Genomic DNA, 12635 nt, shown 5'->3' with positions numbered 1-12635 from the left:
CCATCTTCTATTATATCAAATTTCTGCATAATTCGCATCTTATCGCACTTTATTTGTTTGAAAGTTTTATAAACAAAAAAAACAGCAGATAAAAATCTACTGTTTTAAAAATGGCAGGGGTACCAGGACTTGAACCTGAACCAACGGTGTTGGAGACCGCTACTCTACCAATTGAGCTATACCCCTCTAACAAATTTTATTTTATCATGATATATATTTGCTTGTCAATATATATCTAATCTTAACATTATCTTCCTAACCTTTTTGTTAATTTATTCTATTTATATGAATTATATTATTTGCTATTGTAGTTTTTATTGTTTTTTCGTATAATGTTATAAAATAGTTTTATAGTCAAACTATTTTATAATCAAATCTTTTTTAGAAAAGGAGTATTATTATGAATATAAAACCACTTATTATTGGAGATTTAGTCGCAAAACTACCTATTATTCAAGGTGGTATGGGTGTAGGCGTTTCTTTATCAAATTTAGCCGGTGCTGTTGCTAAATGTGGAGGTATCGGTATAATATCTGGTGCTCAAACTGGTTATAAAGAAGCAGATTTTGAAATAAACCCCTTAGAAGCTAATTTAAGAGCTATAAGAAATCATATAAAAAAAGCAAAAAAAATTGCTCCTAAAGGTATTATTGGAGTTAATTTAATGGTAGCAATGAATTATTATGCAGAGCATGTTCAAGCTGCAATAGATGGTGGAGCCGATTTAATTATCTCTGGAGCTGGTCTTCCAGCTAAACTCCCAAAACTTGTTGAAGGACATAATATAAAAATTGCTCCTATTGTTTCTTCAGTTAAAGCTGTAAAAGTTATTCTTAGTATGTGGGATAAACGTAATAACAGAACTGCTGACTTAATAGTAATCGAAGGTCCTAAGGCTGGTGGTCACCTAGGTTTCCATAAAGAAAATTTAGAAGAAGCCTCTGCTAATTTCGATACAACAGTTATTGATATCATAAAAGAAGTTAAAATTTATGAGGAAAAATATAATAAAAAAATTCCTGTTGTTGTTGCTGGTGGTGTTTTTGATGGTTATGATATTGCTAAGTATCTAAAATTAGGTGCCGATGGAGTTCAAATGGCAACTCGTTTTGTCGCTACCGATGAATGTGATGCTGATGTTAAATTTAAAGAAGCATACGTTAATTGCAAAGCTGAAGATATTTCTATTGTTAAAAGTCCAGTTGGTATGCCTGGCCGTGCTATAGTTAATAACTTTGTAAGAAAAACAGAAGATAAGGGTGTTAAGGTTAGTAAATGTTATAATTGTTTAATTCCTTGCAACCCAGCGACTACACTATATTGCATAACTGAAGCTTTAATTAATTCTGTTCGTGGGGATTTAGATAACGGATTGATATTCTGTGGAGAAAATGCATCAAGAATTGATAAAATTGTTTCAGTTTCAGAATTACTTAATGAACTTGAATCTGAAATACTAAAAGCCTAGTAATTATAAGTTTAAAAATACCTAATTAACAGTTGCTGTTAATTAGGTATTTTTTTGAAGTTCCCTAAGACAATATGCTACATATCTTCTATTCTTAATGAAATTATTATTTCTTTAGTTTCAGGAGTTAATTGTGTTAGTTTTACTCCTGACTTTTCAAACATCATCTTTGATGCTTTTATAGAATCTGTTTCTTCATATTTATTACTAAGATAAATTACTTCCCTAATACCAGATTGAATAATATTTCTAGCACAATCGTGACAGGGATATAAATTTACATATATACGACATTTATCTAAAGATTTACTTTTAGAATTTAAAATTGCATTTTGTTCTGCATGAACTACAAAAGGATATTTAGTTTGTAGAAAATCTCCTTCTCTTTCCCAAGGAAAATCTTCATCAGAACAACCATTAACAAAGCCATTATAGCCTATTGATACTATACGATTGTCATAATTAACTATGCATGCACCAACCTGAGTTGATGGATCTTTACTTCTTTGCCCTGAAAGTAATGCTACTCCCATAAAATAATCATCCCATGAAATATATCCTTCTCTTTTGCTCATATCTACACCTTTCCTTTTCCTAAATTTAAAATAGCAAAAAAGCAGTAGATTAAATCTACTGCTTTTAAAATGGCAGGGGTACTAGGACTTGAACCTAGGCCAACGGTGTTGGAGACCGCTACTCTACCAACTGAGCTATACCCCTTCGCAATATAATTTATTATAAACTATACTAGCTCAAAAATCAACTGTTTTTCTATTTTGTCACTATAGGAAGTTTTTTCAATGTATCTGTTACCAGTTTAATGTTTGATAAAGCCAATTCCACTAGAGTTTTTTCTCCATCCCATCTAATTAATTCTACAGACTTAATATCTAATGGTTTTTTGGCTTCAAGCTCTGGGACTTCTAACTTTTCTTCATTTGTTTTTTTAGTTTCTTCTACTTTGTCATCTTCTTTTTTAGTTTCTATTATATTAACGATCTCTATTGGATCCTTTTCTTTTACAAAAACTATCTTATTTTCATCTAATTTCTTTTCGTCTAAATTTTTTCTTGTTACTTCTTTTTTTACATTCACTACTTGTAATCCTAAATCCCTTAATAAATAATCAAATGTATTTGTATTTGTTAAAACAGTATAATCTTTATACTTCTCTAACTCTAGTTTGACCTCTTTTGCAGACTCTTCTATTTTATTAATAACATTAGTATAATTCTCTTCATAGTAGCTTTTATTTTTAGGGTCTTTCTCTTGAATTGCCGATTTAACATTATATAAAGCTATTTTATACTCATTAATTCCTAACCAGTAATAAGGGTTTTCATTTCCATTTTCATAAGTTAAGGTTTTTATACCTCTACTCATATTTATTATACCTAAATCACCTTTCTTTAACTCTGCTATAAAGTCATTAACCCAAGGTTCATTATTAATTCCTGAATATATAAATAAATCTCTTCCGGATATATTATTTATTATGTCTTCATTATATTTAAATTTATAAATTTCGCTCTCATTTTCAGATAAATATTCAACATTATGTTTATTTAAAACTATTGATTTAACCATAGAATATTGATTTTTACTCACAGTTGTTATATTTAAAAGCACTTCTTCGCCTGCTTCTATTTCATTTTCTGTATTAGCTAATAATGGACTTTGAAAAAAACCTAATCCTAAAAACAATATCATTGTAATGATTATTAATCCATAAGTAACATTTTTCACACTATCTCACCCAAGGAAATATCCTTGTCCTCTCTTACTCTTTATAAAGTATATTAATTCATTATAACAATTTATTATAATATCACTAAAATAATAATATTACAAATTTAATTATCATGCTAATAAAATTTACTTTTTATTACAAAATTGAATTTCTATATAATTCTAACTTACTTTTTACATTTTATCAATATAAAAGTATTATTAACATTTATAATATTTTCTTTTCTTTTACTCTATTTTTAGATAGAATATAATAAGCAAGATTTTATGAGTATTAAATTTAAATATTCATTATTTAGAAAGGAGCTTTCATTTATGTATTTCCATGTTGATAGTGTTGAAAAAACTACAGTTCTTGGCTTTAATATTGGTAAGCTTTTAAATAGCGGTGATATTATTTGCTTAACAGGAGATTTAGGAACTGGGAAAACTCATATTACTAAAGGAATTGCAAAAGGTTTAAACATAGATGATCATATTACAAGTCCGACTTTTACAATAGTTAATGAATATGATACAGGCCGATTAAAGCTATTCCATTTTGATGTTTATAGAGTTAATGATCCTGATGAAATATGTGCTATAGGATTTGATGATTATATTTTTTCTGATGCTGTTTCAATTATTGAATGGGCAAATTATATCGAAGAAATATTACCTAGAGAATATTTACATATCAATATTGAAAAAGATTTAAATATTGATGAAAATTTTAGAAAAATAACTATAATTGCCTACGGCGACAAATATAACTATATAAAGGAGCTGAAAATATGATAGTTTTAAGTATAGATTCATCATCTTCTGTTGCAACTTGTGCTCTCTTAAGAGATGATTGCCTACTTTCTGAATATGTTATAAATAATAAGCGCGAACATTCAGTACTTATAATGAACATTGTTGAAATGCTTCTAAAAGATAACAACATTGATATTGATGAAGTTGATGGTTTTGTTATTTCAAAAGGACCTGGTTCTTTTACCGGACTCCGAATTGGTATGGCAACAATAAAAGGTTTAAGCTTTGGGACATCCAAACCCTATATAGGTGTTTCAAGTTTAGATGCTTTAGCTTACTCGTCAATAAACTTTGACGGAATAATATGTCCAATAATGGATGCTTTAAGAGATAGTGTTTATACCTGTCTTTATAAAAATGAAAATGGAACCTTAAATCCTTTAATAGATTATTGTGCTCTTGATTTAGAAGAATTAGTTTCTTTACTAAAAGAAAAAAGCGAAAAAATATTATTCACAGGTGATGGTCTTATTAAGTATAAATCTTACCTTCAAGAACATCTACCTAATGCTTTATTTGCTCCTAATCATCTAAGTTTAGTTCGTGCTTCATCTCTTGGTGAACTTGGATTAAAACTTTTATTAGAAGGAAAATATGATGATGTGAATTCATCTCCTCTTTACTTAAAAAAACCTCTAGCTGAAAGAGAGCTTGAAAAAAGGATGGCATTAAAAAATGAAAATAACTTATAACCTAATGACTACCAGTGACATAGATGGAGTTTTTGAAATTAGTAAAATTTGTTTTTCTCTACCTTGGTCTAAAGCATCAGTTGAATCCGAACTAAGTAATCCTTTGGCTAAATATATAGTTGCAAAGGATATTGAAACTGGCAACGTAGTCGGATTTATAGGTGTATGGATTATAACTGATATTGGAGATATAACTAATATCGGCGTTCATCCAGATTATAGACGTAATAACATTGCAAGTGAATTATTAAATTCAGTTTTAACTCTTTGTATAGATTTAGATTGTACAATTTTTAATTTAGAGGTTAGGCGTTCAAACTTAATCGCTCAAAATCTTTACAAAAAACTTGGTTTTAAAGAAACAGGTCTTCGAAAAAACTATTATGGTAATAGCGAAGATGCTATTTTAATGCAAAAATACGACTTTTAATGCGCATAATTTTTTCTTATATTTAATTTTTTCTAAAATAAGGCATCTTCAAAAAATAACTAGTCTATCTGCTAGTATATTTTTTAAAGATGCCTAAATTTTTCTAAAAAACTAACCTTTCTTTTACTTTCGATCTAAGGCAGGCTCCACTTTAAATATTGCTCTTGATACTTTTTTATATAAAACATAGGTAATTGCAAATACTAATACAGCTTTTATTCCGTTAAATGGTAATAATCCAACTGTTACATATTGAAGTGTTTGAACTTTATCCATTTGCATTCCGAAGGCTGGTAATAAGAAATAAACATTTGTTATTATTCCGGCTATTTGAACAGATACAAACCCTACTGTCATACCTATTAATGCAGTTTTTCTACTTTTATTTCTATTATATATATATGCGGTTGGTGCAATTAAGGATATTCCTATTATAAAGTTTGCTATTTCTCCAACAAAAGCTGTTCCAGTTCCCTTTACTATTAATATTAATATATTTTTTAATCCCTCTATAACAATTCCTGTCATAGGTCCAAAAGCAAATGCCCCCATTAATGCTGGTACATCGCTTAAATCAATTTTAAGCCATGGAAACATTGGTATTACTGGAAAATCAAAATACATAAGTATTACTGATATCGCCCCTAGTAGTGAGATTTTGATACATTTGTTTACGTCTAATTTTTTGCTTTCATTCTTCATTGTTTTCTCTCCTCCCAAAAGTTTATCCCCTGGGGTATAGGTTACTTATTTTATGCATTAAAAAAGCCCTGATGTATGAATACATCAGGGCTTAAAATACACAAAGAAATAGGTTTATTTATATTGCATTATAAATACACTTAAATAAAACTCTAACCTTTACCTTCTTTCATCCAGACTATACTGTCGGCTTCGGAGTTTAACCGAATCTGCTATTTCTAGCTCGCGGGCTTTACCGCCGGTGGGGATTCACGCCCCGCCCTGAAGATATTATTTAATTATACTTTTATTATATGTATGTTTATAATTTTTTGCAACATTTTTTTATGCTTCTTGTTCTTTTATATCTTTCATTGAAAGAGAAATTCTTTTTCTCTTAGAGTCAACTTCCATAATGCTAACCTTTATAACATCTCCAACCTTTACTATATCTAAAGGATGTTTTACAAATTTGTTAGCCATTTGACTTTTATGAACAAGGCCGTCCTGGTGGACTCCAATATCAACAAATGCTCCAAAATCAGAAACATTTCTAACTGTTCCCATTAACACCATTCCTGGAGTTAAATCTTTTAAATCAATTACTCCTGTTTTTAATATTGGTTTTGGCATTCCCTCTCTTGGATCTCTTCCTGGTTTTTGTATTTCCTTAATTATATCCTTAAGAGTAGGTTCACCAACTTCTAATTCCTTAAGTAAATTATTTAATCCTTTTTCATTAACTTTTTCTTCTATATCATTTAGTTTTCTATTTTTCAAATCTGCTTTTGAATATCCAAGTAACTCCATTAGTTTTGTAGCTACTTTATAGGATTCAGGATGAACAGATGTGTTATCAAGGGGCTCGCGGCTTTCCATAACCCTTAAGAACCCAGCACATTGTTCATATGCTTTTTGTCCTAATCTTTTAACCTTTAAAAGTTCTTTTCTACTTTTAAATTCTCCAACTTCATCTCTGTAAGCCACAATATTATTTGCTATAGCTACATTAACACCTGCTATATGAGTTAAAAGTGAAGGTGTAGCAGTGTTTAAATCTACTCCTACCTTATTTACCGAATCTTCAACAACCCCAGCTAAGGACTCTTCTAACCTCTTTGCAGTTACATCATGTTGGTATTGACCTACGCCAATAGCCTTAGGGTCAATTTTAACAAGCTCTGCCATAGGATCTTGAAGTCTTCTACCTATTGAAATAGCACCTCTTATAGTTACATCTAAGTCAGGATACTCCTTAGTTGCAAGTTCTGATGCAGAATAAACAGAAGCCCCAGCTTCTGAAACTATAACGTAAGCTAATTCTTTTCCATTTTCATTTTTAATTTCTGATAACATTTCTGAAATTACTTCTTCAGATTCTCTTGATGCAGTACCATTCCCAATAGAAATAACATCTACATTATATTTATTAACTAATTCTTTTAAAATTCTTTTAGTTCCTTGGGTATCATTTCTTGGCATAGTTGGATAAACTGTCGCCTTATCTAAAAACTTACCTGTATTATCTAAAACAGCAACTTTACATCCTGTCCTAAACCCAGGATCGTATCCCATAACAACCTTCCCTTTAATCGGAGGTTGCATAAGTAATGCTTTAAGATTTTCTTTAAAGATTTTTATAGCACCTTGTTCTCCGATGTCTGTAAGTTCATTTCTTACTTCTCTTTCAATAGACGGATAAATTAATCTTTTTAAAGAATCTCTTATTGCAGTTTCTAAATATTCATCAGTAATAGAATTACCCTTTAAAACATTTCTTTGAAGATATGTTATTATCCTATCTTCCCCCATAGTTATTTTAACTGAAAGTATTTTTTCTTTTTCTCCTCTATTTATAGCTAAAATTCTATGTGCTGGTATGCTTTTTACATCTTCACTATATTCATAATACATTTCAAAAGCAGTTGGAGTATCACTAGATCCCTTAGATTCTATTTTTCCATCTCTTAAAACTAATTCTCTAATCCATTTTCTATATTTAGCCTCTTCTGATATTGCTTCTGCAACAATATCTAAAGATCCTTGAATTGCATCACTATAAGTAATAACCCCTTTTTCTTCATTAATATACTTGCTAGCTTCTAAAGTTATTTCTTCTTTAAATTCTCCATTCATAATTAATTCAGCTAAAGGTTTCAAACCTTTTTCTAAAGCAATTGTAGCCTTAGTTCTTTTCTTTTGCTTATAAGGTCTATATATATCTTCTACCTCTGCCTGAGTATCTGCTTTTTCTAATGATTTAGTTAATTCTTCTGTTAACTTTCCTTGCTCATCTATTAATCTTATAACATTATCTTTTCTATCTTTTAAATTTCTAAGATAATTTAATCTTTCTTGAAAATTTCTTAAAACCTCATCAGTTAAGTCTCCAGTTTGCTCCTTTCTATATCTAGATATAAACGGAACTGTATTCCCATCATCTAATAAATTTATAACATTTTCTACTTGACTTAGTTTAATACTAAGCTCTTTCGCAATTTTTTCTTCTATATTTACCATTTTATCCTCCTAAACTTGACCTGAAATTTTACATAATGCTATTATAATTATAATATTTTTTACAAATAATACAAGTGAATTCAATTATATATTTAAATTAGAGCTATATAAAAAAATAACAAGTCACTATGTGGTGTATATTGGCTTGTTATTTTTTCAGTGCTCTAAGTTTTCAAAACAACTAGAAACTATATATTATGTTTCTATAAATACTCTTGATATTATGTTACTTATTATAGTATAATGTAGTTGTTAAAATTTTACATTTGGGTGGTAGTATGGATAAAGTTATTGATAAAATCTTAAGTATATTTCTTATAATGTTTGTGGTTTTTTTAGTCCTAAATGAATATTATGTTATTCAATTTTCAGGTACATTAAAGAACGTCCTTGTATTTTTAACTCTAATATTGATTCTTATGACGTCTATGAAACAACTTGTGACTAACAAATCAGGTCTTGCACGGTTTATAAATGGAGTGATTTTATTTTGCACCATCGTTGGTGGAGTTTTTGCCATTGTAAATAAATCTTTAAATATATTTATTTATGTTTCATTACTATTTGCTATAGTTTTTAGTTTAATATCTTTAGTTTATAAAAAGGGGTAATTATCTTATTTTTTCAATATGTACAACCTAATAATAAATATTTAATCATAATCCGCATCCTCAATTAATAGTATTTAATAAATAAAACTATTAATTGGGAGGGGATTTTTTATGAAGAAAAAACTTTTGTATTGTTTTTCTTTACTAATTTCATTTGTATTATTAGCTGTTTCACTATTTTTTAATTTTACATATTCATCCTTTGACTCAAATAAAGTAAAAGAAGAGGTAGCTAACTTATCTTCATATAACTATGCTGGTCGGTTACCTGGAAGTAATGAGAATTTGTTAATTGGTGAATTAATTAGAAAAAGCTTTACGGATTCTAAGCTTGTTCCCTTAAACGAAACTTACAGTGAGGACTTCACTACCCTATGTCCTATTAAAACAAATACCATACCTTACCTAACTATTTCTTCTAATGGTATTGTTATTGAAGATCTTAAATATGGAGTTGATTTTAAGGAAGATATGCTTAATTTCAAAAAAAATTCTGTTACTTTTTCCCAAAGTGATACTGTAAACATTAATACTAATTCTATTGAAGTTATTACTACTGATGCAGAGAAGTATCTATTCTATGTTGCCAAAGATAATGATTTCTCATTTAGAAGTTCTTTTATGAGTGACTTTCCTTATAATATGGCAATTATGATTAATACTAATACTTATAATAAAATCTTAGATTCTGTTCGTGCTGGTTTAGATGTTTCTGTCCACGTACCATTTACTACTGAAGAAAAAACTATTTCTAACATTGTTGGTGTACTTAAGGGATCTAACTCTAAGTTGCCACCACTTGTTATTACATCACATTATGATCATTTAGGCACTGATGGTTTAGGAAACACTTATAACGGAGCACTAGATAACGCTTCAGGCACCTCCTTTATGTTAGAGCTTCAAAGAAGTCTCTCAACCTATGCGAAACCTAAACGTGATATTATTTTTGTTGCATTAAATGCAGAAGAATTCGGACTTCTAGGTTCTAAAAAATTTGCCGAAACCAATAAAGATAAGCTAGAAGGAGCGGAGGTAATTAACTTTGATATGATAGGTAGTGAAAATTACCCTATTACCTTTATGCTTGGTGAAAAAGCTAAGGATACAGATTCTAAACTTCTTAAATCTGTAGAAAAACTTTCAAAAAAATACGATACACCTTATGAAATTGAATATAAAGATTCAAGTGACCATGCAAGTTTTACAAATGCAGGGTTAGATGCTTTAAGTTTCTGTCATAGTGATATGACTAAGATCCATACACCAAATGATAAAGTTGAATTTATAAACACTGATGCAATTGATAGTGTTTATACCATTGTTGAAGCAAAAATTAAAGATTCATCTTATGGAAATATAACTGTATTTTTCCATGATAAATACTCAATACTTATCTTTTCATTCTTATTTGGAATTTTAGTTGCTGCTCCTTTTGCAAATAAAAAGAAGTGTTCCTAATAATATATTTCAAAAAATGACTTAGCTATTATAAAACAAATAACAGACCAAAGATGTTGGTCTGTTATTTGTTTTACGATGACCTAAACCCTAATTACGATTTTTAAATATCATAATTAGGGTTTAAAATAATATTTTTCTAATTTTCTATTCTCTCAACTTTATAACCTTTATCTTCTAGCATTTTAGCTATTCCATCTTTACCTAAAATATAATCTACTGACATAGATATAAAGTAATTTTTATTATCCTTCATATATTGATCTATTTTTGATTCATATAATTTATTTTGATTAGTTAATATAATTTTATCATTCACTCTTATTATTTCAGTTAACTTATTTAAATTTCCCTTTTCTTCTTCCGATACAGTATATGGATTCTCTAAACACTCTTCTACTTTTTGTGAATCTCCTGTTTTCCATGCGTCTAATCCTTCTAAATACTTTTCTGACATCCTGTCATTATATTGCATTAACTTAACGGATGCATCTTCTACTTCATTAGATACATTGTTATCCACTATACAACATTCATAAATATCATCCATACCTATTATAGGTTTTTTTTGCTGTTTAGCCCTATAACTTAAATAAGCATCAATTCCATATACTAGTGAATATTTATCATTGTTAATATTGTTAGTTATAATAATTTGACTACCAATCCTAGATCTTATCTTCTTATATTGATCTATATTACCGCCTTGTTCCTCTACTTTTTCCTCCATTATTTTCATAGCTTCAGGAGTAATATGTTTATCTAAAGAATCTCCCTCTTCATACATCATTATTTTTCTAAGTTTCTCTCCATCTAGGCCAGCATCATTAAATTGTATAAGTAATCCCTCCGAATTTTTAAATGCTTCTTCAACAACTGGTGCTAGCGGATACATATCTTTTGTTCCAATCATGGGATTCCCATATAAATACATACCGCTATCTTCATCCGAAATCTTCCATAATAGACCCACTATATTAGAAGTTGGTGCATCATCTGCAACATTTATTACATATGGATTCCCTTCTCCCTGAGGTGCTGAATTCAATTTTACTCCAACAAATATAAACAACATCGCTAATGCTAATGATCCAATTGCAAATGTTAACTCTTTCTTTTTATTTGTTGCCTCTGGCTTAACTCTCCTATTTGCAATAAAATATGCAACACAAACCGAAAGTAATGCTACTACTATAAAGTTTACAACACTATTAGTCCCTAGAAACCTTGTATACCTAAACATACTCATCATTATAAGTTCATGAACACAATATATCCAAAGACTCATATCCCTAAAAAGATTTGAATTTCTATCACTTATATTTATTTTACATTTTAATGCCCATATAAATATAAATGGCACTAGCAATGCTAATGAAATATATATATTATAATCCGCTGGTATTTTATTTATAATTAAAGTATAAGCTTCAAGTCCAAGAATCAGTGAAAATATTGCCATAAATATTATTGATTTTTTAACCTTTACATCTAAACTATATTTATTTATTAAAGCTCCTATTGTTATAAATGGTACACCAACGCACAACCCATTTCTTGTAGCATCAAATATAAATTTATATGCATTTACTATAGCTTCTAGAGGTGTTCCTTGAATTAAACCAAAATAACTATCTCCCATTAAACCTACTACAAATAAAATTATACTTATTCCTATTAAGGGTCTTATCCAATTTTTCTTCAAAAATAAATAAACAAATGATATAGATAAAATTAATGCTGGAAAATACCAAAGACTTAGTGCAAATCCATTTGCATAAATTGCTTTTAAATATCCAAAACCTCCATTAATCATACTTGTTGCCGTTTGAAATAATAAAACTAAATATAAACTATTAACTATTACATATATAATTAATAGTTTTTTAATATATCCCTTTAAATAACCTTCTCTACTTCCCATTTTCATATAGAAGAAATAACCTGCTGCTATAAAGAAGAATGGTACTGCAATTCTTGCAATTACTAAACTTAAAGTTGCATTTGCTCCTTCTCCTAAAGACCTAAATGCCGAAGTGTGAATTGTAATAACTAAAATTGCACAAATAAACTTCATAATATTGACCATCTGATATTTTTTAACTTCGCTTTCCATAATATCCCCCTCAATTCTTCTAAAATATTCTATTAGCTTATTATTATTTACCCAATTTTTTCTAACTTATGAGCCTCCCACTCTTTTAAATAATTTTCTAATGCATTGT

11 protein-coding genes, 2 tRNA genes and 1 riboswitch are annotated in these 12635 nt (G+C 28.9%); of the genes, 6 read left to right on the top strand and 7 right to left on the bottom strand.

Annotated features, from left to right (window positions below; genetic code table 11):
• Positions 1–111: 111 nt before the first annotated feature.
• Positions 112–186: transfer RNA gene (locus BLS77_RS08965), tRNA-Trp, on the bottom strand.
• Between the two features lie 214 nt (positions 187–400).
• Here BLS77_RS08965 and BLS77_RS08960 point away from each other — a divergent pair.
• Positions 401–1468, top strand: coding sequence for an NAD(P)H-dependent flavin oxidoreductase (locus tag BLS77_RS08960; protein WP_089968416.1), 1068 nt, complete (start codon positions 401–403; stop codon positions 1466–1468).
• A gap of 77 nt (positions 1469–1545) precedes the next feature.
• Here BLS77_RS08960 and BLS77_RS08955 read toward each other — a convergent pair whose 3' ends face one another.
• The 3 genes from BLS77_RS08955 to BLS77_RS08945 all read right to left on the bottom strand — a co-directional run bounded on the left by BLS77_RS08955 (position 1546) and on the right by BLS77_RS08945 (position 3214).
• Positions 1546–2043, bottom strand: a complete 498-nt coding sequence (locus tag BLS77_RS08955) for a deoxycytidylate deaminase (protein ID WP_089968413.1) — start codon at positions 2041–2043, stop codon at positions 1546–1548.
• A gap of 70 nt (positions 2044–2113) precedes the next feature.
• Positions 2114–2188 (bottom strand) — tRNA-Trp (locus tag BLS77_RS08950).
• Between the two features lie 51 nt (positions 2189–2239).
• Positions 2240–3214, bottom strand: a complete 975-nt coding sequence (locus tag BLS77_RS08945) for a metal ABC transporter substrate-binding protein (RefSeq protein WP_089968410.1) — start codon at positions 3212–3214, stop codon at positions 2240–2242.
• Between the two features lie 318 nt (positions 3215–3532).
• Between BLS77_RS08945 and tsaE the strand changes: the two genes are divergently transcribed.
• The 3 genes from tsaE to rimI are packed head-to-tail and all read left to right on the top strand — an operon-like array spanning position 3533 to position 5137.
• Positions 3533–3994 carry a tRNA (adenosine(37)-N6)-threonylcarbamoyltransferase complex ATPase subunit type 1 TsaE gene (gene tsaE / locus BLS77_RS08940; RefSeq protein ID WP_089968407.1) on the top strand — a complete coding sequence of 154 codons (462 nt, stop codon included), beginning with the start codon at positions 3533–3535 and terminating at the stop codon, positions 3992–3994.
• Positions 3991–4707 carry a tRNA (adenosine(37)-N6)-threonylcarbamoyltransferase complex dimerization subunit type 1 TsaB gene (gene tsaB / locus BLS77_RS08935; RefSeq protein WP_089968404.1) on the top strand — a complete coding sequence of 239 codons (717 nt, stop codon included), beginning with the start codon at positions 3991–3993 and terminating at the stop codon, positions 4705–4707. The genes tsaE and tsaB overlap by 4 nt, the downstream gene beginning before the upstream one ends.
• Positions 4691–5137 carry a ribosomal protein S18-alanine N-acetyltransferase gene (rimI, locus tag BLS77_RS08930; RefSeq protein WP_089968401.1) on the top strand — a complete coding sequence of 149 codons (447 nt, stop codon included), beginning with the start codon at positions 4691–4693 and terminating at the stop codon, positions 5135–5137. The genes tsaB and rimI overlap by 17 nt, the downstream gene beginning before the upstream one ends.
• A 123-nt stretch (positions 5138–5260) precedes the next feature.
• Here the strand turns inward: rimI and BLS77_RS08925 are convergent, their stop codons facing one another.
• Entirely contained in the window at positions 5261–5839 is a 579-nt protein-coding gene (locus BLS77_RS08925) for an ECF transporter S component (RefSeq protein ID WP_089968934.1), read from the bottom strand.
• 157 nt (positions 5840–5996) lie between these two features.
• Positions 5997–6112, bottom strand: a riboswitch (FMN riboswitch).
• 51 nt (positions 6113–6163) lie between these two features.
• Positions 6164–8338 (bottom strand): Tex family protein, encoded by a 2175-nt coding sequence (locus BLS77_RS08920; protein WP_089968398.1) that lies wholly within the window; start codon positions 8336–8338, stop codon positions 6164–6166.
• A 278-nt stretch (positions 8339–8616) separates the two neighbouring features.
• On the opposite strand from BLS77_RS08920, the gene BLS77_RS08915 reads away from it, so the two are divergent.
• Together BLS77_RS08915 and BLS77_RS08910 are read left to right on the top strand one after the other, a co-directional pair.
• Positions 8617–8949 (top strand): hypothetical protein, encoded by a 333-nt coding sequence (locus BLS77_RS08915; RefSeq protein WP_089968395.1) that lies wholly within the window; start codon positions 8617–8619, stop codon positions 8947–8949.
• 111 nt (positions 8950–9060) lie between these two features.
• Positions 9061–10410 (top strand): M28 family metallopeptidase, encoded by a 1350-nt coding sequence (locus BLS77_RS08910; protein ID WP_089968392.1) that lies wholly within the window; start codon positions 9061–9063, stop codon positions 10408–10410.
• Positions 10411–10549: 139 nt separating this feature from the next.
• Here the strand turns inward: BLS77_RS08910 and BLS77_RS08905 are convergent, their stop codons facing one another.
• The gene (locus BLS77_RS08905; protein WP_089968389.1) at positions 10550–12526 is read right to left on the bottom strand and encodes a TraB/GumN family protein; all 1977 of its coding nucleotides are present in this window, start codon (positions 12524–12526) and stop codon (positions 10550–10552) included.
• Positions 12527–12635 lie beyond the last annotated feature (109 nt).

Origin of the sequence: Clostridium gasigenes, from assembly GCF_900104115.1 — a bacterium.
GTDB classification, from domain to species: Bacteria; Bacillota; Clostridia; order Clostridiales; family Clostridiaceae; genus Clostridium; species Clostridium gasigenes.
Note: the sequence above shows the minus strand (reverse complement) of the source record. Positions and strands in the feature narration are given on the sequence as shown.